The organism is Heminiphilus faecis, from assembly GCF_008728965.1.
Classification (GTDB): Bacteria; Bacteroidota; Bacteroidia; order Bacteroidales; family Muribaculaceae; genus Muribaculum; species Muribaculum faecis.
In genome coordinates, this window is the sequence record NZ_VSMC01000004.1 from 95,563 (window position 1) to 119,307 (window position 23,745).

At 46.4% G+C, this 23,745-nt stretch carries 17 protein-coding genes; 4 read left to right on the forward strand and 13 right to left on the reverse strand.

What is annotated here, in order from left to right; translation table 11 throughout:
- Positions 1 to 167: 167 nt before the first annotated feature.
- A complete protein-coding gene (gene ppdK / locus FW767_RS02955) occupies positions 168 to 2,882 on the reverse strand; it encodes a pyruvate, phosphate dikinase (RefSeq protein WP_148463998.1) in 2,715 nt (904 codons plus the stop codon).
- A gap of 237 nt (positions 2,883 to 3,119) precedes the next feature.
- Positions 3,120 to 3,806: a 2,3-diphosphoglycerate-dependent phosphoglycerate mutase gene (gene gpmA / locus FW767_RS02960; RefSeq protein WP_121700351.1), complete on the reverse strand. Its 687-nt coding sequence runs from the start codon at positions 3,804 to 3,806 to the stop codon at positions 3,120 to 3,122.
- A 137-nt stretch (positions 3,807 to 3,943) separates the two neighbouring features.
- Between gpmA and FW767_RS02965 the strand changes: the two genes are divergently transcribed.
- Complete coding sequence (locus FW767_RS02965; RefSeq protein ID WP_121700350.1) at positions 3,944 to 4,873, forward strand: SH3 domain-containing C40 family peptidase; 930 nt, start codon at positions 3,944 to 3,946, stop codon at positions 4,871 to 4,873.
- Here FW767_RS02965 and FW767_RS02970 read toward each other — a convergent pair.
- From FW767_RS02970 to FW767_RS03015, 11 genes are all read right to left on the reverse strand, one after another.
- Positions 4,847 to 5,548: a C40 family peptidase gene (locus FW767_RS02970; RefSeq protein WP_121700349.1), complete on the reverse strand. Its 702-nt coding sequence runs from the start codon at positions 5,546 to 5,548 to the stop codon at positions 4,847 to 4,849. The genes FW767_RS02965 and FW767_RS02970 overlap by 27 nt on opposite strands.
- Positions 5,549 to 5,761: 213 nt before the next feature.
- Positions 5,762 to 6,436 (reverse strand): lipocalin-like domain-containing protein, encoded by a 675-nt coding sequence (locus FW767_RS02975; RefSeq protein ID WP_121700348.1) that lies wholly within the window; start codon positions 6,434 to 6,436, stop codon positions 5,762 to 5,764.
- A gap of 34 nt (positions 6,437 to 6,470) precedes the next feature.
- Positions 6,471 to 7,133, reverse strand: coding sequence for a carbohydrate-binding family 9-like protein (locus FW767_RS02980; protein WP_121700347.1), 663 nt, complete (start codon positions 7,131 to 7,133; stop codon positions 6,471 to 6,473).
- 3 nt (positions 7,134 to 7,136) lie between these two features.
- A complete protein-coding gene (locus tag FW767_RS02985; protein WP_235898008.1) occupies positions 7,137 to 7,787 on the reverse strand; it encodes a LysE family translocator in 651 nt (216 codons plus the stop codon).
- 786 nt (positions 7,788 to 8,573) lie between these two features.
- Complete coding sequence (locus FW767_RS02990; protein ID WP_121699625.1) at positions 8,574 to 9,233, reverse strand: hypothetical protein; 660 nt, start codon at positions 9,231 to 9,233, stop codon at positions 8,574 to 8,576.
- Between the two features lie 170 nt (positions 9,234 to 9,403).
- Positions 9,404 to 9,868, reverse strand: a complete 465-nt coding sequence (locus tag FW767_RS02995) for a hypothetical protein (RefSeq protein WP_121699626.1) — start codon at positions 9,866 to 9,868, stop codon at positions 9,404 to 9,406.
- A gap of 226 nt (positions 9,869 to 10,094) precedes the next feature.
- Positions 10,095 to 10,517: a hypothetical protein gene (locus FW767_RS03000; protein WP_147438788.1), complete on the reverse strand. Its 423-nt coding sequence runs from the start codon at positions 10,515 to 10,517 to the stop codon at positions 10,095 to 10,097.
- Between the two features lie 24 nt (positions 10,518 to 10,541).
- Positions 10,542 to 10,673 carry a hypothetical protein gene (locus FW767_RS13400; protein WP_262714002.1) on the reverse strand — a complete coding sequence of 44 codons (132 nt, stop codon included), beginning with the start codon at positions 10,671 to 10,673 and terminating at the stop codon, positions 10,542 to 10,544.
- An 86-nt stretch (positions 10,674 to 10,759) separates the two neighbouring features.
- A complete protein-coding gene (locus tag FW767_RS03005; RefSeq protein WP_147438789.1) occupies positions 10,760 to 11,941 on the reverse strand; it encodes a hypothetical protein in 1,182 nt (393 codons plus the stop codon).
- A gap of 4 nt (positions 11,942 to 11,945) precedes the next feature.
- Positions 11,946 to 18,023, reverse strand: coding sequence for an RHS repeat-associated core domain-containing protein (locus FW767_RS03010; RefSeq protein WP_121699629.1), 6,078 nt, complete (start codon positions 18,021 to 18,023; stop codon positions 11,946 to 11,948).
- Positions 18,024 to 18,030: 7 nt separating this feature from the next.
- Positions 18,031 to 19,077: a T9SS type A sorting domain-containing protein gene (locus FW767_RS03015; protein WP_147438790.1), complete on the reverse strand. Its 1,047-nt coding sequence runs from the start codon at positions 19,075 to 19,077 to the stop codon at positions 18,031 to 18,033.
- 331 nt (positions 19,078 to 19,408) lie between these two features.
- Here FW767_RS03015 and dapF point away from each other — a divergent pair, with 331 nt between their 5' ends.
- Genes dapF through FW767_RS03030 form a run of 3 tightly spaced genes read left to right on the forward strand, consistent with a single transcriptional unit; the run spans position 19,409 to position 23,715 of the window.
- Positions 19,409 to 20,260 carry a diaminopimelate epimerase gene (gene dapF, locus FW767_RS03020; protein ID WP_205523788.1) on the forward strand — a complete coding sequence of 284 codons (852 nt, stop codon included), beginning with the start codon at positions 19,409 to 19,411 and terminating at the stop codon, positions 20,258 to 20,260.
- Positions 20,261 to 20,270: 10 nt separating this feature from the next.
- Positions 20,271 to 21,503, forward strand: coding sequence for an LL-diaminopimelate aminotransferase (locus FW767_RS03025; protein ID WP_121699632.1), 1,233 nt, complete (start codon positions 20,271 to 20,273; stop codon positions 21,501 to 21,503).
- 22 nt (positions 21,504 to 21,525) lie between these two features.
- On the forward strand, positions 21,526 to 23,715 hold the full coding sequence (locus FW767_RS03030) for a glutamine synthetase III family protein (protein ID WP_121699633.1): 2,190 nt from the start codon (positions 21,526 to 21,528) through the stop codon (positions 23,713 to 23,715).
- Positions 23,716 to 23,745 lie beyond the last annotated feature (30 nt).

The window sequence follows — 23,745 nt, forward strand, 5'->3', positions numbered from 1 at the left end:
CATGTAAGTCCCTCACAAGAATGATATGCCATATTTTGTAAGTTTTGCCGACACATTCTGCTCACAAACCATGCAGAATGCACGGTCCTCCTAAAAATAACATAGGCGGTAAGCCCCTTTTAATCGGAGTGTTACCGCCTAAGTGTCGGATTACGTTAAGTTACGTCCTATTCCTCTAAGGCTGCCTGCGCCGCCGCAACGCGGGCGATGGGCACGCGATAGGGTGAGCAGCTTACGTAGTTCATGCCGAGTTTTGCACAGAACTTGACTGAAGAGGGCTCGCCGCCGTGCTCGCCGCAGATACCTACTTTGAGTTCGGGCTTGGTGGCGCGGCCTTTCTCTACACCCATGCGTACAAGCTGGCCTACACCTTCCTGATCAAGTACTTCAAACGGGTCGGTTTTGATGATGCCGTGCTCTTTGTAGAACTTGAGGAACTTGGGAGCATCGTCACGTGAGTAACCGAATGTCATCTGGGTAAGGTCGTTTGTACCGAACGAGAAGAAGTCGGCTACGGTGGCAATCTGGTCGGCTGTCAGGGCAGCACGGGGCACCTCGATCATAGTACCTACCTTGTAGGGTACTGACTCGCCGCGTTCTTCAAATACTTTGGCGGCGGTGGTGTTGATGACGTCGGCCTGATTCTGTATCTCCTTGAGTGTACCTACAAGGGGTATCATGATTTCGGGATGAACCGAAATGCCGCGGTTCTTGACGTTGAGAGCTGCTTCGATGATGGCGCGGGCCTGCATCTCGGTGATTTCGGGATATGTGATGCCGAGACGGCAACCGCGGTGACCAAGCATGGGGTTGAACTCCTCAAGGCTGTCTACCTTTGCTTTTACTTCTTCAAGTGTGAGTCCCATTTCAGATGCAAGCTCTTTCTGAGTCGCTGTCTGGTGGGGTACAAATTCGTGCAACGGGGGATCGAGAAGACGTATGGTGACTCCATAGCCGTCCATAGCCTCGAAGATGCCCTCGAAGTCGCTGCGCTGCATCGGAAGGAGCTTGGCAAGAGCCTTGCGGCGGCCTTCTACGTCGCCTGACAGGATCATTTCACGTACGGCCTTGATGCGGTCGCCTTCGAAGAACATGTGCTCGGTACGGCAGAGACCTATACCCTGTGCGCCGAAGTGACGAGCCTGCTTGGCGTCGCGGGGAGTGTCGGCGTTGGTGCGGACGAGAGTCTTGGTGTACTTGGCGGCAAGGTTCATGATAGCGCCGAAGTCGCCACCGAGTTCGGGCTCGGCAGTGGGCACCTGTCCGTCATAAACTTCACCGGTGGAACCGTTGAGCGAAATCCAGTCGCCTTCCTTATATACTTTTCCGCCCATTTCGACTGTCTTGGCGGCGTAGTCAACCTTGATTTCACCGGCTCCCGACACGCAGCACTTACCCATACCGCGGGCAACAACGGCAGCGTGCGATGTCATACCGCCGCGCATTGTGAGGATACCCTGAGCCACAGCCATACCGCGGAGGTCTTCGGGTGAAGTCTCGATACGTACGAGAACGACTTTCTTCTTCTTTTCAGCCCAAGTCTCGGCCTCATCGGCAAAGAATACTATCTGACCGCTGGCGGCACCCGGCGATGCGGGAAGACCCTTGGCCATGACATTGGCACGTTTAAGAGCCGACTTGTCAAATACAGGGTGGAGAAGCTCGTCGAGCTTCTGGGGCTCCATGCGCATAAGAACTGTCTTTTCGTCGATCTTATTTTCGCGGAGGAGATCCATGGCTATCTTTACCATGGCGGCGCCGGTGCGTTTGCCGTTACGGGTCTGTAGCATCCATAGCTTGCCGTCCTGAATGGTAAATTCCATATCCTGCATGTCGCGATAGTAGTCTTCGAGCTTGTTTGCTATTGATATAAGCTCCTCGGCACATACGGGCATAGTTTCCTGAAGCGAGGGATATTTTGATGCGCGTTCTTCTTCGCCGATGCCTTGAAGGGCTGCCCAACGGCGTGAGCCTTCAACGGTGATTTGCTGCGGAGTACGTATACCGGCTACCACATCCTCGCCCTGAGCGTTGATAAGGTACTCGCCGTTGAACATATTCTCGCCTGTGGCAGCGTCGCGGCTGAACGCAACACCTGTAGCGGAGTTTTCGCCCATATTGCCGTATACCATAGCCTGTACGTTGACGGCCGTACCCCATTCTTCGGGTATCTGGTTCATGCGGCGGTAGAGTATGGCACGCTCGTTCATCCAGCTGTCAAACACGGCGCAGATGCCGCCCCAAAGCTGCTCCCATGCGCTGTCGGGGAAGTCTTTGCCGGTAAAGTCCTTGACTGCAGACTTGAAGAGCTTTACGAGTTTCTGGAGGTCTTCAACACCAAGTTCGGTGTCAAGGCGCACGCCTTTTTCTTCCTTAACCTTTTCCATGATGGCTTCAAAGGGGTCGATGTCGGCTTTGCTCTTGGGCTTCATGCCGAGCACGACGTCGCCGTACATCTGTACGAAACGGCGGTAGCTGTCCCATGCGAAGCGGGGATTGCCGCTCTTTTCTGCCAGCGATGCTACAGTGGCATCGTTCATACCGAGGTTAAGAACTGTATCCATCATACCGGGCATTGATGCACGTGCACCGGAGCGAACAGATACGAGTAGGGGATTTTCAGGATTATCAAATTTTTTTCCCGTGAGGCTCTCTACATGAGCGATGGCATCTTCAACTTCTTTTTGAATAAGTTTTACTACTGCATCGCGGCCTTTCTGGGTGTATTCGGTACACACTTCAGTGGTGATGGTAAATCCGGGAGGAACGGGCATTCCCAACAGGTTCATCTCGGCAAGGTTGGCACCTTTGCCGCCAAGAAGATTTCTCATCTCGGCATTGCCTTCGGCTTTACCGTCGCCGAATGTATAAACTCGTTTCATTGGCTTTGTTAGATGTTAAAAAGTTAAACGTATTTATTTATTGGTTAATATAGTCTGATATTACTATAGAGTATGATGCAAATTTAAGATTAAATCGCGAGACTACGAAACTCTTGCCAATAAAAAACCGTGTAACCGCTGTTTTTTGCCTGTAATTATAGCAAAATGCAAGTCGGGAGTGTGCATGCCCATTTCCTGCTTTCCAGTCTGTTGAAATGTGTCAGTCAGCCTTATTGTCTATAGATAATATTCTTTAAGTACGCTGAAGCGGTCATCGAGCTCAAATACCCATGGGGCTCCGGTCGGAATTTCCACTTTCATGATCTCGTCGGGTGTCAAATGAAGGAGCATCATGGCAAGAGCGCGCAGACTATTGCCGTGTGCTACAATAAGGACTGAATCGTAGGTGTGTATGTGGGGCTCAATGATTTCGGCCCAGCAAGGACGTACACGGGCTATTGTGTCTTTAAGCGATTCTGCAAGCGGGAGTTCATCATATGCAAGACAGGAATAGCGTTCTTCGTTGCCGGGATAACGTTGGTCGTCAAGGGTAAGCGCCGGAGGAGCCACATCATAGCTTCTGCGCCATATATGTACCTGTTCTTCGCCGTATTCACGCGCAGTCTCAGCCTTGTTCAAACCTTGGAGCGCGCCATAGTGCCGCTCGTTAAGATGCCAGTCTTTTATAACCGGTATCCAGCTGCGGTCAAGTATGTCGGCCGTTATTTCGAGAGTATGTATGGCCCGTTTTAAAAATGAGGTGAAGAAATATTCTGGCTTCAGTCCGGCTTTAAGTATTTTCCCGCCGGCTTCTTTCGCTTCTTCGCGGCCTTTTTCGGTAAGGTCTACATCGGTCCACCCCGTGAAGCGGTTCTCGAGATTCCACTTGCTCTGTCCGTGACGGAGCAGTATTACATGCTTCATAGTTTTTATATGTCTTTGTTGATATAATATTATAATGTGATATTCAGGTGTTGGTTCATGTTTTTGTTTTGTTTTTACCGATAATATATGGTTTGTCGATGGAAAAGTCATATCTTTATGAAAAATAAATATACAATATGAGATTGACTGCTATACTATCGGCTTTGATAATGTTTATGAATCTTGGTGCGCAGGAGTGGGCTCTTCCCGTTATATCGGTGGCTAATGTGCGCGATACTACACGGCATGGCTCAGAAATGACCACACAGGTGCTTATGGGTACTCCGCTGAAGGTAACGCAACGTATGGATTGCGGATGGAGCGCTGTGATAACACCCGAAGGTTATACGGGATATATAATAGACAATTCATTGACATTTCTTGATGAAGGGTGTATGGATTCATGGCGAAAGTCGCCTCGTCTCGCGGTTACATCTTCGTATGAAATAAAGGCTTACAGCAGCCCTGATATAAAGAGTGAGCCTGTTACCGATCTTGTGCCCGGCGATATAGTCGTAGATGCCCGGATATGTAAAAAAGGATTTTTTAAGATAGAACTACCTGACGGCCGCAACGGTTGGGTGAGGGAGGATTGTGTAGCGCCTCTTGAAACTCTCAATAACGGCAATGTCGCGGAAAAAGTACTTGAGAGCGCTGTAGCATGTATGGGTACTCCATATATGTGGGGCGGCCTTTCTGTAAAAGGCATGGACTGTTCAGGGCTTACAAAACTCGCATATTTAAGCGCCGGCATCATAATACCGCGCGATGCGTCACAGCAAGCATTGGTGGGAACTACCGTAGATATGGATTCATTAAAAAAAGCCGATCTTATATTTTTTGGAAATCCCCAGACGGGTCGTATAAATCATGTGGCCGTATATGAGGGTGACGGATACTGTATAGAGTCAGCCGGCAGGGTAAAGCGCTCTTTACCGGAAAGTGCCGGACAAATAATAACCGCACGCCGTTATATAGGCAACGAAGGTCGTGAAGGTATAGTGCCTGTCATACATCATCCATGGTATTTCGCTACGGAATCAGTCAAGAAAAGAACTGTAGATTGAATCTATTTTTTCCTCTATGGCTTCGTCGAGATCAAAACGCAATGGCTCTGTTTCCGGTTTCTTGGTCTGGGGTGCCCGATGCGTTTTTTTCTTCTTTATTTCTGGCATGGGCTGTTCAGGCATATCTTTACGTGATTTGAGTCCTTTCCGTTTTACCTGTCCTGACGAGTGATAGGTCGATGTATAATATCGCTCCGACAGGTCGCTTATTATAACTCCTTTACGGGTAGAAGCATGTACAAATTGGCCGCCACCTATATAGAGTCCGACATGAGAAACACGTTTTTTATCTTTGCCTGTGCAGAAAAACACAAGGTCGCCGGCATTTAATGAATTGCGATGTATGGATTTACAGAATTTCTGTTGCTCGCCTGAGTTGCGGGGTATTGCCACACCGAGAGCTTTTTGATAGACTTTCATCGTTAGTCCCGAACAGTCAGTACCCGAATAGTCCTGACCGCCGTATTTATATGGCGTTCCGAGCCAAGTCAGTGCTTCGTTCACAAGCCGCTTTTCATCGCCTTCGAGGTTCTTTATTGTGGCGGGCAATTTTGTCGGAGTATCCTTATGGACAGGTTTTGCCGCCTGCTTGGATGTCTTGCATCCGCTTACAGCCAACAATAAAGTCAATGTTGTGATTATAATTATGACGATTTTTGAAAATACTTTTTCCATAGTTTTACAAATTTATTGATTTCCCCCGATATACAGATATTAAATATTGCTAAATGGGTATGTCTCGTCTTGTAGATGTGGCAGTGATGATAAAGTTCAAAATAAAGTACTATTATTGTATTATGACATCTTTGCGGGATTTTGCTGCTGACCTAAAAAAGGAGTTGAAAACAGTGCTGTTTCCAACTCCTTTTGTCTGTAATAACGATAAATTTAATTTTCGGAAGCGGTTTTTGTCATTCTGAATCCCGCCTGCATGCCGTCATAACTCTGCAACATAGAGTTTACACCTTTTAGAGTGGAGTTGCCCGATATTGATGCTATACGGTTGACGAGCGTCATAAGTTTCGATATGTCAAAAGTTACGCTTATCTGATTGCCGACTTTTGACACCGCTCCGTTGATAGTGCCCAGATTTATCTTCTTCATCGCTTTAAATTTAAACTGAATGAAGCCGGGCTCTCCTTGGGCCAATGTGCCTGACAATGAACCTTTCGCAAATTTCATTGTAAATGTGCTGTCATTGTTTACCGTCAGTACGATATGGTCTACTCCGGCCCGTGTATAGTATGGCTTTAGTTTGTTTTCTATAGTGGCTGATGCCGCTGCACCTCCTGCCTTCTTAAGCATATTATCGCTCTTGAATGTAACAGCGGGAGCACTGTATTTCCACGAACCGACGAGGTCTGCCGGTGTGATTTTGTCGTTTCCGAGCACGTTTCCGAGAATCGATCCAAGTGTGCCGCCGAGCGACGATGAACCTTCAGATGACTGTTCGGTATTTTTCATGCTTCCCTTGAGTAAATTTTTAAGGTCGTCAAGCGACTGGGCCGACATGTTGTATGTGCATACGACGGCAAGCAACAATGCTACTAATAATTTCATCATATAATATATTTAATAATTATAAAAACTAAAAGGTCTAATCAAGTTCTATATCTCCGAAAAATTCAGGACGATGAAAATCGGGATGATCCGATTTTACCGGTTGCCATGACAGAAAATGTGGTTGCTGGGTCCCAGAGGCGCATTTATAAAAATTTCCTTTCATCATTATAGGGTGCCCTTCATATTTAATGCCGATAATGTCGAGCGGAAGTTCTGCCACGACATTCCACGTAAAGAGGCCTTCAAGCTCGCGGAAAGGTCTTGTGCCGCATGATGCGAATCTGATTATGCGGTCAAGATGTTCTTTGGGCAATTGTTGCGGCTTATGTCCCTCGCGGCATATCTCACCGCTTACAGTACCGATACAGTTGAACATGAATGAGTAATATGTAGAAGAACCGGTATGCGGCTGAAGAAAGAAGCCGACGGCAGAGTCTTCATATACCGCGGAATTGGTCTCATAATTCATGGCGCGGAGATAGTTGCTGCGTACAAAAAAATCTATATATAATGATTTGTCAGAGTGCGCCACAGAAAATGTAGTAAGAGGGTGATAGGGAAATTCATTTTTCCAGCCGATGGAGTCAATGGTACGTCTTTCACCCAGCTCTTCGAGCTTGTTTATCACGTCATCGGCGTCAGACCCGTGGATTGCTTCTATATACGGGACATTAAGTTTCTCAAGATTTGTCTTCATAGTCTATAAGTCTTTAATACCCATAATAAGTCCTATAATCGCCATTATAAACAATATGCTTCCGATGATGCGGTTTATGAGCCATAATGATCTGACATTAAAATGCGAGCGCACTTTGTTTACAAAAAACGTTATTGTTAACCACCATAACAACGCACCGCCGAATATAGCCATATACCCCGATATATAATGGTAGTAGCGAAATTCGGGTAGAAGAAAATTGAAGCGGGCGAAAAGGCCTATTATGAAAAATAATATGAGAGGATTGGCAAATGTAAGCAGAAATCCTGTTACGAAGTCGGTCCAGTAAGTGTTGGGCGAATCTACCGGAGTAGTAAGCGCACGTGCGGGATTTTTCCGAAACAGATAGAATGCAAATGCAGCTATGACGATTGATCCGGTAATCTGAAGAAGCAGCTGATTCTTCTCGATAATATCAGTTATGAATGACAGTCCCAGACCGGTCAACAGGCAATATATCAAGTCACTCAGTGAAGCTCCGATACCCGTGAAAAAAGCGGGCCAACGTCCTTTATTGAGAGTACGTTGGATAACAAGCATGCCTATCGGCCCCATCGGAGCTGAAATCAGGACGCCTATCGCAATTCCGCGGATGACTATGTAAAGCAACGCCTCCATAAGTGCATTTGTCATTCAAAGTTACGGCAAATGTACGTAATAAAAAAGATTTTCGGTAATTTTTATGAATCATGCTTGCGTTTCTTTTGTTGCTTTGAAGTCAGTATTGCAATTAGTTCCATTGCAATCCGCTGTAATTGCGAGATAGAGCAGCACCGAAAAACAGAAGAGCCATCGTCTTGCGGCGATGACTCTTTTGTTATAGGACCACACCAAAGGATGCGATGAAACTCCGAATGACAGGATTTGAGCGCTCGCCGACCTTTGTAATCCGCCTTGGGCATAAATGCCATCGCCCAAAAGGACGATTGGGGCCCGCCATCGGTTGACTAAGCTTGTCTCGGTATTTCATAAGTAATTGATGAGTTTCCCAATCAACTTTGATGTGGTAATACTTTCAATCCGGCTCTCTTGCCGTTTATCTTATAACACAAAGGTAGCGGTTATTGTTGGATTTTCCAAACAATCTGCCATGATTTTTCATCATGTTTCGTCGTTTTTATGTGCTGAACTCAACAATGATATATCTCATATATTTATTCATTAAATTCTATACCGTTATCCAAACTATATTTACGAATAAGTTGCATTACTTATGCTATATATCCAATTATGCTGTCTTAAGTATCAATTTCAATGTTATATGTCAAAAATAGATACTCCATACAAATTGTAATGATTACTGAAATTTTTTAACGACCTGAATGCATTTTTTGTCGGTATAATCGTGAAGTATAGTTGCTCCCAATAATTGTAAATTACCCATTGTCGTGGTAGCCATATGGAGTGTTCATGCGATAATTATGGTTCATGATTCTGGAAAACAACACGTTTTGGCTTATTAGCAAAAGTTTTATTTATCCACTGCTGTAACTTTTTAATATTCAATCGATTATTTCGATAAACATCTTTGAATTCCTCACTGCGTAACGGATGGACAGTATAAGGCACAATATGATTATCAAAATGCGTATCAACATATTCTTTCTTAAATCGTATCCATTCATATGTTGCGATACAATATATTGTATCATGATTCATTGTTATACGTTTTATTTCATCAAACCATGATCCTACGATACTGTCTCTTGCAGAGGCATGTCTCTTATCGTTATTGTCAGAGATATTCCTTATAATCTGTTCTTTACAGTCAAGGCCCAGAATATTATACCAATCTTTCTGTTTATATTTATCCGGAACTTTGTCAAAGTGTCTAAACCTGACATTGACTAATTTAAGGCCTTCTTTCTTAGAAAGGCGACACCTTATTTCAATACTAGGCTCACATGGTTCAAACAATGCCTGTAATACATCTTCATCTCCAAGATTGATGAATGCCTGTGCCATTATAGCAAAATATCGGTTCATAAGTGCTCTTTCGTCAAGTGTGTATTCAAATTGCTGTCCAAAGCTATTAACACTTGAAATAATCATGACTAAAAATATCAATATCTTTTCCATAAACTAACTATTTTTAAGAGGGTAATAGTTGATTGAAATTTTTCCGGAATATTTTCGAACCCGGACAATCTGACACTTATTATCTATTTTTTGTAAATTTAAAAATAAATGAGCGTCTAAGGAATATTTCTTACAGTAAACTGCTATAAAAACTGAATATATTTCTTAGCTTAGTCCCATTGGTTATATTCTGATTCGATATTTTCCGGCCTCCTATTTCGAATATCAATCATCCATGATTTTATAAAATTGATGATACCATCTTTTTTATTCTGATATTTCTCCCAATCATATTTTATTGACTTAAACGAAAAGATGATATTGCTGAGTCCAAAATCCGGATCTTGCACATTCTTTTTATATTTCGCATAATTATAGTGGTCAGCAAAGATATAAACAGTATCTGCACAATTATATTTTTGCGTCAATATTTTTTGCCATCTGCATATATCTGAATCAGATATTTCTAAATCCAGACCTTCCTTTTCGAATCGGTGTATTCTAACGTATCCATAATTCAAGGAACCTTTGAAACAGATATTGGCTTCCGGTGTGGATAAAACCGTTTCCACGATATTCATTTTCCCATCCTCTATCAGCGTCTCAATTAAGAGCAAGTTCATATAGTCACTCATGCCGGAGTCATCACCTGTAAATATAAAACTTTTCCCTAATACGTTAAAAGTGATATTAAAAAAAATATAATTACTATTAGTCTAATGTTATTTTTTTTGGTTCCCATAATTTAATTATATTTTTTAATGTGTAAGGAAGTGCTTTAACCAGATGCCCAGCTATTGTTTTCATCGTTGCGTAGTTGACACACTTCATATTACAGTTACTATATGAGTATAGATGATATTATGTTTTTTGGGGAAGTGTCCGCGATTTTTTACGCGCAATTGTTCTATTATACCACTCCTCTGCATTCTCAAGTCTTTTCTTTTTTACCTTTGACATCCATCCATTTATAAAATCAATAATATCTTCTTTTTTGTCTGATTGCCTACTCCAATCGTATTGTATTGGATTAAATGAGAAACCAATCATACTTTGGCCGAAATTAGGAACATATTCACCTTTTTTATAATTTTCGTATTGAGGCTGCGCAACAAAATCCATTCGATTATCCTCTATCAAAGTCTCGATTAACAGTAGATTCATATAATCACATAGCCCGACTTCATCTGTGGTTAATATGATGCACTTACCCAATAACTCCATATTTGTGAAGATAAAGAATACAATTCCGATTAGTCTCAAAGTTCTTTTTTTACGTTCCATGATTTAGTTAAATTTTTTAGTGTATTAGGATATGCCTTTATAGGGTTGGTCTACGTGGACTATGCCCCGGTTGTCATCGCGCACCATGTTGCCGTTGGCGTCGTAGCCGTCCTCGTCATAGTTGTCGGTTCCGCCATCGTTTTTAAACGGCGGCATTGCTAAAGAAGACCACTTTGGTATAGGATAATTATGTTTGTTATTTAAGTAATACATTTTACTTGTACTTAATTAGACATAGAAATCTAATGTTCAATATATGCGATTTTTACAGGAAGATATTTGGCCCCTTCTTTTTTCACAAATATATCATATTCACCAGATGACTTCTGATTATAACGGTTTTTCCAAAGTAAATTCATATAGTATATATTGCATGGGAATTTTTTTAGTTCAAGTATCAATCTATTACTGTTAATTTGTTCGTCGGGATATTTGTTGAGATATAATTTTATCCCTGAAGGTAATGTTATTGCCTCTGACCTGTCATATATACCGGTGTAATATGTTATATAGTACTGCTTTAAAGCTGATAATAATGTAAGATTGCCCCAACCCGGTATATTTGAGTTCAGCACAGTATCGGAAGTCAGTATCGCTTTTGACGAATCTATAACTGTCTGAGGATTACTTATAATCGTACTTTCGTTATTAAATTGTCTGAACCAACTCCCGTTTTCATAGAAGCGGTCAAGCTCTTCCTCCCAATTTTCAGGACAGGATATCGTGTCAACATTTATTGATGCGACACGCTTTTTTTCTTCTTTCCTCAATGGGACACACAATTCCCGTTCGTGCCATTTTATATCATTCAATTGTACTGAAGACAGATATTTGTATGATATCGGAGTAAACCGCTTGTCTTGACGTTTTACAAATAGGTCCAGTTCTTTCACTGGAATATCATCTGCTGTTTTTATATAGCAAACGAAATTGATATAATAAATACTTTCAGGAAAACATTTTATAGATATTTTAGCAGTTAACGAATGTTTACTTCGCGGAATGCTATTAACGTACAGTTTAAGGCCCTGCCCGATATTGATAACCGTATCAATGTTATACTCGTCGTTTTCGTAAACCATATCGTGCATTTCAAGTATTTCCCTTACGTTACTGCCTTTGGAATTCATTTTAAAAGATTGAACCTCCGATGTTCCGAATATCTGACATAACAACGTTATTGCACTGTCCGGATTATTTATAAGGCTTTTGGATGTGTTAAGCAGAGCTATCTTATTTGGTTGCACTCCAAACTTTTCAATTTCCTTTATCCAATTGTCCGAATGAATTATAGTGTCCAACGGTATGTTTTGTTCCGACAGAGTGTCCTCCACGAAAACTTCGGTATTTCCGCTATGACTTAAATTTACATGGCCACATCCTACAATAGCCATGATTATCAAAATCCATAATGATTGTCTCATATATTTATTCATTAAATCTTATGCCATTTTTCAAACAATATTCACGAATTACTTCTATTGCATCGCCTATATTTCCAACTATGCGGCCATATGCATCAATTTCAAAGTTTTTTCCTTCTTCTACCTGTTTATTGGGTGTGCTAAATTGTTGTACTCCGTCTTGAGCATCTCCCCAATGGGTATATTCGTGAAGTATAGTTGCTCCCAATAATTGTAAATTGCCCATTGCGTTAATGTTATTCATCTTTTTATTATCTCCATCCGCTTCTAAATTTAAGATTAAATTATAATTAATTTCCAAAGACTCTTCGCCTTTACCGGAGGTAAACTGACCATGCGCACTAATCTTATTTGTTATTATGATTTCGGGCCCTTTGCCGAATGTAAGTTCTTCTTTTAGCTGCTCATAAGTTCGCTCTCCGTTTTTCATTAATGCATTTGCAATACGTTTGTTATCAGCAATCTTTGGCATTTCGTATTTAAGATACTGCGTAAAATGAGGATATCGCCTCTGATTTTCAACTGAAAGTATAAATTTACCGGTGGGGTCTATGTATCGTATTGGGTTGCCGGCGCAGTAGGCGTATGGCGATAGCCACGGGTAGTCGCCGGAGAGATGGTCGGGCTGGAGGAAGCGTGCGGTCTGCGGGTCGTGCCACCGCGCCTCGAAGTCGTACAGGTTCAGGCCGTGACGGGTCTCAAGCTCCTTGCCGCCATATTTGTAGCGGTTCACTTCGGGATGGCTCGACATGGCTGTAGGCATGCCGTATGGATAGTAACGGGTTGATTGTACGGCGGAGGTCGCTCCGGCCTTGACTATATGGCTGATGTTTCCTTGATAGTCGGGTATTCGAGCGTAGTAGTCGGCTCCGTCGTGGTAGCCATATGGAGTGTTCATGCGGGTGAACAGACCGTTTTCCCACTCGCATCCGGCGAAGTATTCGCGGCGTTGTATTGCCGTGCCGCTGCTCAACATCCCTGCGGGCGTAGCTTCGTCATCACCGATGGATGACAAGGGTAGGGCCGTAGTGCTGTAACGGTCCACGGACGCGGGTGTGTACACGACAGCGAGCTTCACGCCTGCCGCGTCGTAAATGTAGTCGAGGCGGTCGCCGGAGGAGAAGGCTATTGTCAGGGGCAGATTGAGCACATTGTAGTCGATGTGGACTATGCCCCGGTTGTCATCGCGCACCATGTTGCCGTTGGCGTCGTAGCCGTACTCGTAGTCGTTGTCGGCTCCGTCATGAAAGTCGAGGGAGGCTTCGAGGAGCACCTCGTCGGCGCTGTCGGTGACTTTTTGTAGCCGATTTCCGTCGTAACTGAGCGACAAGTCGTCTATCGTGCCGAACTCGTCGGGCGGATAGCCCGTCAGCATTGTCCTGCCGGTCCGTGTGATGCTTGTTATATTTGAGTTCATATCGTAACTGTAAGTAGCCGACTTTGTCTTGATATCTGATAACGAAACTCCCTCTTGTCCGATAGCCGATACAAGGCGGTCGGCGCCGTCGTAGCCGAAATCCATCACGGAAGGCATACCGGATGTAACAGGCGATACGGAAATGGACGAGATGTTGCCATTATAGCACGGCGTAGTGCCGTCATGGTACCTGAACGTCTGCACGGCCAGTGAATTGCCTGCGCTTTTGATGGCGCCCGAGGTGGTGTAGGTGAAGTTGACCGGCATGCCGGCATAATCGGTTTTTGCCACAAGTCCGGCGTCATCGTACTGCCACGACATCACCGTCAGCGAGGGATTGCAGTTGAACGTGAATGTGGTCGAGGAGGGCCGTCCCGCTTTGTCGTAGCTGAAATTATGGCGTCCTGTCGCATTATTGCCGTCGCCGACTACCGACACTACATCGACTATAGGCTCATCACCGAATATATAGGTCGTGTTGATTATGGCCGACCGGGTGTCGTGAAGTCCTGACATGTTGGTTCGGGTAAGCTTGTCGTTTGCATCATAGCTGTAGATGGCGGCCGTGTATTGCCGCGAGGGAGTATCGGCCGACAGAACCCGGTTGAGCGTGCCTGTCAGCAGGCCCTTGCCGCCGGAGTAGCTCGCGCTGCCGCGCGCTGCTGAAAAAGCCGGCAGCGTTGTGTGGGTGTAGTTGTCGTAATAGTTTACCGTAAGCGGCTCGACTGCTGAAAGTGCCGCTGCGGTAAAACTGTAACCGAGCCCCTCTATGCCCGAGGCTCCCCCAGTATAGGTAGCTGTCATGGCCGGCACCACCGACGGAGATACCGAGCACAATCCGGTCATGACAGGGCGCGATGCTCCGTCATAGAGCATGAACATGAAGCGGCCCTGTGAGCGCAGGTTGCCGTCCTGCATGAATGCCGTCCGACCGTAGGGGTCGTAGGCATAAGTCACCGGCTCGCATCCGGGCACCCGTTTGTAGACCATGCGCAGACACTTGTCATAACGGTATACAAATGCATAGTCTTTCAGCACGGGGTCGCTGTCGATGACACGAGTCGTGCCCGCAGCCGAGAACCGGGCCGATCCTTCGGGCTGAAGCACAACCAGAGGATTGCCCCAGCCGTCGTTGATATAATAGGTGTCTAAGTTTCCCGATGACATCACCGTGCGGCGCAGAACGGTATTGCCCCGCCAGTCGGTGAATGTGAGCGTGATGTGGCCGTCAGCGTCGGTAGCGCGTACCACATCAAGCGCACCGGCGGGATAAAGCCCTTCGAGAGTCACGGAGGTCCGGGAGGCATTGACCCGGTAGCGGCGGCAGTCGAGCGGAGCCGAGGCGGTATTGCATATGTATTCGGTACGTACGGGATGGCTCTCGTAGGCCGCGCCGGGAGTGATGACGGCAAGTTGCCGTGCTTCGCGGGTACAGTCGTAGGTGATTGAGGTGAAAGGCCGGATATCGCCGTAGGCTGACACCGCTGCCGATGATACGTCGCTGTCGCTGATGTAGCCGGCCGAAGCATCTGTTATAGGGCGGTACTGCGTTGTCGGACGGTCAAGAGCGTCATAGAGGGTGGCGGAGTGCAGATGCTGTCCCGAAGAGGAAGCGCCGTGGGCTATGTCGCGTATGGCCATGCCGAATCCGTCATAGATGCGTGAGGAGGTTATTGTACCGCCGCTGCCGCCTTTATTAACCGTGATCTTATTGATGCCGTCGACTCCATATATATTATATGTATAGCTGTTAAGCAGCAGTCCGGAACTGTTTTTCTCCGAGGCAAGACGCCCTGCGGTGTAGCTGAAGTCGCGTTTGCTGCCTGTGGGATACTTTATCTGAGTTACGCCGACGAGCGGTATGTGGGTATACTCCGTCTTGATGCTATGCGACCGTACTGACTTGGAGATCAGGCAGTCACCATCGTAGCCCCAAGTGTAATCCATCGTTACGCCGTCGGGCATTATGAGTGAGGACGGGTGCCCGTAGCTGCTGTAAGACGTAGTTGTGCTGCGTTCTATTATGTCGTCGGGCGATGTGCGCAGTACGGCTACTGACTGCCGGAAGTATCTCCGTAAACCGGTGTTGAACGTTTTGTAGTGATACAGTCGCTCGATCGAGTCGCCTTCGGCATTAATCCACTTGTCAGCGACCGGCAAGCGCTTTAAGCCTCGGTTGCGGGCTTCGGTATAGGTGGGTGTGTGGACCTGCTCCGAGTCGCAGCGGTGGAGCGCCATTGTCTCGCCGATACAGCTGACGCTTACCGACAGCGGTCGCCAGCTACCGGGTGGTGTAATTATAGTGTCACATGGAAAGCCCGGGTGTGTCAGGCTTCTGACTCCATCGAGGTCGAGTTCGTAGGCTAATGGGTGGATTGGAATCAACATAGTATCACGTATCAATGGCTTTCGTGCAGCCTGATGGATAATCCGCTTGATGGTCTGGCGGGTATTGCCGTCGGAGAAGTACCGCGTTGTTATGACCGAGTCGCAGAGCATCCTTGATGTAGCCACCGAGATGTTGAAGTAGTTCAGGTCGTCAAGTGACTTTATATTGTGGCCGGTCTGCATATATATGTTCTCTGTCTTGAATACCAGACTCTCATAATGAAGCCCGGTGACAATATCCTTCTTATTGTACGGCGAATAATGATATTCGGCGGTCTCGTGAGGTGTGTAGCCGCCGTTGCGCCATATGTAATCGGTGCGCCGCCGCAGTACAGGGCCTTCGCCTATGTACTCTTTGAAATACATGTTGACACTTTTGGGGGAGAAAAGACGCGAGTTTCGCTCATAGTCGGCCGAGGTGCCGTTGTTCGGTATCCCGTCGCCTCCGAGATAACGCGACCAGCCGCTCTCCAATGCCGAGCCGCCTATGCCTTTGCCGTCGCGGGTGAGCTGATGCAGGCAATGTGTCGGGTCAAACTCGTATAGCGTTTTTATAGGTCGGTCGATACCGGTGCCCGATATGCTTTCAGTGACTTTACGATAATAGATAACCGTATTTTCGATGGGGAAGCCGGGCAGACGCGACGATGCGGTCATTGTGGCGCTTACGGTATGTGATTTATCTCGTGCAAGACCGCCTCCCGCCGAGTATTTGTCAAGACCGGCAAGGGCGATATATGCCGACAGACTTATATTGGACAACTCGGCCGAAGGTACAGGGTCTTCGTATGCAAATTCGCGTATACGTTTACGGCCGGTTGTGCGATCCTCTACAGTGATACGTTTTATGCGCATGCCTATTTTTAGCTCTTTCAATGAAGACGCAGCGTCGGCGGGTCGCGATGATTGCTCGTATTCAAAGGTAGTGACGGCACCTGCTGCGTCTTCCACGGTATGCAATGACATTCCGCGCACACCCTCGAAACTGTAGCCTCTAACCGATGACGGCCTGCCGTCATGGTCGAGCACACCGTCATCGCCGTATCCGGTTTTGTTATTTGCAAATCCGAAAGCGTCACTGCGCCCTTTATTGCCGATGCCGCTGTAATAGGTAAACTTGCGGGAATCGATTGTCACGCCGTCGACTTCTATCTTTACTCCGTCAAGGCGTCGGCGGTCGTCGCTGAATTTAGATGTGTTTTCAAATGTCACTTTACGCACGGTTTTGCCACTGTGATTTTTCATGGTAAAACCCCATTGAGAGTTTGATGTCGTGAAGTCGACAGTCGCTGTGCGTGACGTGATTTTCAGCGGACGTTTGCGGTCGATGAACTTTGAACGCGCCGATGAACCGATACTCGGAGGTCCTGAAGGCACGAAACCGCTGCCGGTGACACGGTTGTTCCAACAGTAGGCCGTGGTGTAAAGGTTACGGTCGTGTACGCGCGTCCATGACTCTATGTCGGAATACGTTATGTCGATACTCTCCGTATTTTCCGTATCGGAGATTTTGGTTAGCAGCCAAGCCGATGTAGCCGTATAATTAGGACTGTAGTAGGGTATCGGTACCGGGTTCGGTCTATATGTGTATTCGACGGTCTCCGTGGCCGCAAAAGTATAAACGATACCTTCCGGTGTGGTGATGGTGAAACTGTCTATGGCTTTTCTGTCGGAAGCGTTGTAGTTGACACTGATATTCAGGTCGGTTTCAGGCAGCTGGTATAATGTACCATTGTTTATTATGAAACTTCCCGAACGTCCCGGTATATTGTAGCGGTAACGGTCGCAGTTGGCTTCGGCGCGCATTTCCATCAGGTCCAGCAAATAAGTGAGTGTAAAATTACCGCGGCTAAGACTGAACTTCGCCGTAGAACTTTCGTCGGGCATCGAGTGGACGGACCGAGATATAGCGCCGAGACCTTCAAGTGACCAGCCAAGCCCGATATGCCCTTCGATGTCCTCGACTTTTATGCCCCCTGTGTGGTAGGAGAGTGACAGAGACATGTCGAGTGTTCCGGATTTCCATTCGGCCAACGGCACTTTGACCTGCGCCGTACCGGTCGAGTATGATACAGGAAAGTCTGTGTACCGGCTGAACGATGCCATTTCGGGCGATGGTTCCACAATACGGTCCTGAAGTGTACGAGGCACTTCATAGACACCACCGTCTGAAGTAGACGCATTGGCGGCATGTGTGACGGCATCAGGGTCCGGGGCCTGCGGCTTGGCTGTGGCCGGGGCCGTGATAATGGCCAGAGAGAGGAGGCGTGGTAACATGGCTTTTCTATCTAAGGATGAATTTCTTGTTAGTGCGCTGATGTCCGGCGGTGATTGTTATGATGTACTCGCCGGGAGGCAGGCCGGAGCAGTCAAAAACGTGGTTTGCCGCCATGTCTGAACGCGCGTTTACGCTTCTGCGCAAGGCAAAAACTCTTCCGTAAAGGTCACATAGCATAATCGCTACATCGCATTCTCGTGCCACGGTTACAGTAACATCTACATTTTTGTCGGTCTGATTTACGGTAATATGTCTGAAAAGATCATATGCCTTATTGCTTGCAGTGCCGTTGTCATTTTGACCGCCAGCCGACCTTGATGCCGAGGATTTCGAGTCGGGTTGAAAAGAAGGCGCTGACATCAGGCATAGCGAGACGGGGGATATGGCTTTTTCACCTATTGTATCATGTGTCACCGATGCTGTTGCGAGAGGAAATACACTTCCGGGAGATATCCATGAATACCTTGTTACAGTGCGTTTTGTGACAAGGCTGTCGTTGTCGGCATGTGTTCTGTCAGTCGCCACATTGTAATGAAGTATGGTGCGGTGGAGAACAACGTCGGCAATTGTATCGCCCATATGCATGACAAGGGTGCCACGGCCTACGGCTCCGGCAATACACCGGCCGTAGCCGTATAAACTGTCACAGGAAAAGGCTCTGCCGCTTACTCCGAACTGACGGCTTATGGTTGAGCCTGAAAGCGTGTGTTCTATCGCTCCATGATAATTTATTCTTGTAAACCGGGATTCCGAGCAGGTTATAAAAACAGTATCGCCCGAAATATGGAAATCATGCCTCACTCCGGGCAGAATAGCCGAAATGACGGTATCTCCCCAATTTTTTAAACGTACGGTTATTTCTTTGCCGGAATATGCCGCGCCTGAAAAATCCCATAATTCGGCACATTCGTCGAACTCGGGTGCTTCAATTGCCTGCATGTTGACACAACTGTTATTCTCGGGCCATGTCACGATACTTGCGTTCTTTATCGGGACTGAAGCTGACACTGTCGCCACCACAGCGGCTAATGAGAAAGAGAGATGCTTTTTCATGGGAAAATGTGATAAACAAAAACCGACCTGTGGCAAATATATTAAAGATGTTGTAGAAATGCAAATATTTTCAGTAAAATTGTAAGCACATAGATGCGCTTTTGTGAAAAAAAGAGTATATCGCAATGTGTTGTTTGGGATGGTGACAGTGTGGCGTTATGATGTCATATCGTCCTTAATCGTGGCTAAATGCCATATTTTAGGGTGGTGTTGCGCGTAATTGTCACTGTGGTTGATATTTTTAAAGAACAAAAATTAATAATAGTTGATATTTATATCAAAATGTATAACTTTGCAATCGGAAATTAATGTTTCACAAAATCGCACGCCGATGGAAAGTATAAGATTCACTAAAATGCACGGCATCAGCAATGATTACATATATATTAGCTGTATGGATCATGAACCTGAACGCCTTAGTGAACTGTCGGTGGAAATGAGCGACCGACACACGGGAGTGGGGGGCGACGGCATAATTCTGATATGCCCTTCCGATAAAGCCGATTTTAAAATGCGTGTTTTCAATGCCGACGGCTCGGAAGCCAAAATGTGTGGCAACGGCAGCCGTTGTGTGGGCAAATATGTCTATGATAACGGCCTGATCGATAAAAAGGCTATAACTCTTGAAACACTTTCCGGTATTAAAATTCTGAATCTGCACTTAGGTTGCAACGGCAAGGTTGACAAAGTTACTGTCGACATGGGTGTGCCAGAGCTAAATACTGCCGATGTACCCGTTACGTGCGATGCATTGCATATGATTGATGCTCCTATAGCTACATCCGCAGGGACTGTACATATTACTGCCGTGTCGATGGGAAATCCTCACGGCATTGTTTTTGTCGATGATTTGAGACAAGTTGATGTACATGGCTTGGGACGCGAGCTTGAATTGCATGATATGTGGCCTGACCGTGCGAATATCGAGTTTGCGCAGGTTCTGTCGCCTGACGGAATAGCCATGAGGGTATGGGAGCGAGGCAGCGGTGAGACTATGGCCTGCGGTACAGGTGCCTGTGCGGTAGCGGTGGCTGCTGCGGTGACATCACGGGCCGGTCGTCGTGTTACTATACACCTGCTTGGCGGCGATCTTGATATTGAATGGAGTCACTGTGACGGTCATGTATATATGACGGGAGGGGCGACCAAGGTGTTTGAAGGTGTGTATGATAGGGTAAGTTAACGGTAGGACAATGATAAAGGTAAACGATAATTTCTGCAGACTTTCGGCAAACTATCTGTTTTCAGAAGTAGCGAGGCGCATTGATGAATTTCGTCGGCAAAATCCCGGGACTGAGATCATAAGGATGGATATCGGCGATGTGACCTCGCCTGTCTGTTCGGCGGCTGTGCGAGCTATGCGGCAGGCTGCCGATGACCAGTCGCGTACCGATACGTTTCACGGTTATGGGCCGGAGCAAGGTTATGAATTCTTGCGAGCCAAGATAGCCGAGTATGATTACAAAGTCAGAGGTGTCGATATTGCGGTTGATGATATATTTATAAGCGACGGCGCCAAAAGCGATATAGGAAATATCGGAGATATATTGTCGTGCGGATGTAAGATTGCGGTGACAGATCCGGTGTATCCCGTATATGTCGACACAAATGTCATGGCCGGACGTGCGGGGAGATATGACGGTAAGCGCTGGAGCAACATCGAGTACCTGCCGTGTACTGCCGAAAATGGTTTTATACCTCCTATGCCTTCAGGCAATCCTGATGTGATATATTTGTGTTATCCAAATAATCCGACCGGAACAGTTCTTAACCGCGAGATATTGGCGCAATGGGTTGATTATGCCCGACATCATAATGCGCTCATACTTTTCGACTCCGCTTACGAGGCTTATATCCGGCATGACGATATACCTCACAGCATATATGAGATACCCGGGGCTAAGGATGTGGCCATAGAGTTTCGCAGTTATTCCAAAACGGCCGGATTCACAGGTCTTCGGTGTGGCTATACTGTGGTGCCCCGACAATTGCATGGGGTTGGCGATGACGGTCATGCTGTGTCGCTTAACGCGTTGTGGAAGCGTCGTCAATGTACTAAATTTAATGGCGCAAGCTATATAGTGCAGCGTGCTGCCGAGGCTTTGTACACTGTCGAGGGGCGTCGTGAGATAAATGAAACGATTGACTGCTATATGCGCAATGCCGCTGTGTTACTTGACGGAGTGCGTGCCGCCGGGCTTGATGTATATGGAGGAGAGGATGCGCCTTATATATGGATAAAAACCCCTGACGGAATATCGTCATGGGAGTTTTTCGACATATTGCTTAAAGAATGTAACGTGACCGGAACTCCGGGTTCGGGGTTCGGACCTGCCGGCGAGGGGTATTTTCGTCTTACAGCTTTTGGTCGTTATGAAGATACGATAAAAGCTGTTGAGCGTTTGAAACGATTTAATGTGAAATAATCACTGTTATATATAATTTATTATGTCAAAGTTGAGATTTAAAGTTGTGGAAGAGGCTTTTGACCGAAAAGCAATGCCTGTTGAAATTCCGGCCGAACGTCCGGAGCAATATTACGGCAAGTATGTGTTCAATCGTCAGAAGATGTTTGAATATCTTCCCAAGAACACCTATGATGCGCTTGTCGATGCTATCGACAATAAAAAGGCCCTTTCTCGTGAAGTGGCCGACAGTGTGGCTGCGGGCATGAAGCAGTGGGCTATCGACAACGGTGCACGTCATTATACACATTGGTTTCATCCGCTTACTGACGGAACTGCCGAAAAGCATGACGCTTTTATCGAACATGACGGCAAAGGTGGTGTGGTAGAGCAGTTTGCCGGAAAATTGCTTGTACAGCAGGAGCCCGATGCCTCGAGTTTCCCAAATGGAGGTATACGCAATACCTTTGAGGCACGCGGCTATTCTGCGTGGGACATATCGTCGCCGGCTTTTATAATGGACAAGACCCTATGTATACCTACTATATTTATCTCATATACCGGAGAATCGCTTGATTACAAGACTCCGCTTCTTCGCGCATTGAACAGTGTCGACAAGGCTGCTACGGCTGTAGCACAATATTTTGACCCCGAAGTGAAGCATGTCAATTCGTATCTTGGATGGGAGCAGGAGTATTTTCTTGTAGACGAGGCCCTTTATTCGGCCCGTCCCGACTTGGTTATGACAGGACGTACTCTTATGGGACACGAAAGCGCAAAAAACCAGCAGCTTGAAGACCATTATTTCGGCGCCATACCTTCACGTGTCGAAGCGTTTATGCTTGACCTCGAAATAGAATGTCATAAGCTCGGCATACCTGCCAAGACCCGTCATAATGAGGTCGCTCCCAATCAGTTTGAGCTGGCCCCCATATATGAAGAAACCAATCTTGCAAATGACCATAACCTGTTGCTGATGTCGCTTATGGCAGAAGTGGCGCGTCGTCATAATTTCCGCGTGCTGCTTCATGAAAAACCGTTCTCTGGTATTAATGGCTCGGGTAAGCACAACAACTGGAGTCTCGGCACTGACAAGGGTGTGCTGCTGTTCGCTCCGGGCAAGACGCCCATGGCCAACCTGCAGTTCATAACTTTTGTGGCCAATGTTATGGCTGCTGTATACCGCCATAACGGAGTGCTTAAGGCTTCCATCCAATCGGCTACAAATGCACATCGTCTTGGTGCCAATGAAGCTCCTCCGGCAATTATTTCTATATTTGTAGGAAGCCAGCTTGCTGAAATACTCGAACGCCTTGAAAACAGCGATAGCGATGAGTTGATAAGCCTTGCCGGGAAAAAGGAAATGAAACTCGACCTTGACCAGATACCTGAAATTGTCGTAGATAACACAGACCGTAACCGTACTTCGCCGTTTGCCTTCACCGGTAACCGGTTTGAATTCCGTGCCGTAGGTTCATCAGCCAACTGTGCGTCGGCCATGATAGCCCTGAATGCCGCAGTAGCTGAACAGTTGTACGACTTCAAAAAGAAGATTGACGCGCGTCTTGAACGCGGTGAGGAGCTGAATCATGCTTTGTTGAGTGAGATAAAGGAGATTATAAAATATTCCAAGGCCATACACTTCGACGGTAACGGCTATAGCGACGAATGGAAAGAAGAAGCTGCTCGTCGCGGTCTTGACTGTGAGACTTCGGTGCCTAAGATTTTTGACGCATATCTAAGCAAGTCATCAGTCGATATGTTTACTTCTACCGGAGTATTTTCGGAAGTCGAGCTTAAGGCGCGCAATGAGGTGAAGTGGGATATGTATACCAAGAAGATCCAGATTGAGGCTCGTGTGCTCGGAGACCTTGCCGTGAATCATGTGATACCTGTTGCGATACGTTATCAGTCGGTGCTCACTGACAATGTATTCAAACTTAAATCTCTCTTCCCCAACGAAAAGGGTGATAAACTTGCACAGCTTGACCTTGATACGATAGAGCGCATGTCAACACACATGGCCATAATAATGGAAGAGGTGAAGAAGATGGTGAATGCCCGTAAGGCAGCCAATCGCATTGAAGATGAGCGTGAAAAAGCTATTGCGTACCACGACAACGTCGTTCCGTGCATGGATGTCATACGTTATCATATCGACAAGCTCGAACTTATGGTAGATGACGAGATGTGGCCTCTACCTAAATACCGCGAGCTTCTGTTTATACGCTGATCTGACAATAAGCGATCTTTTAAGGCGTGT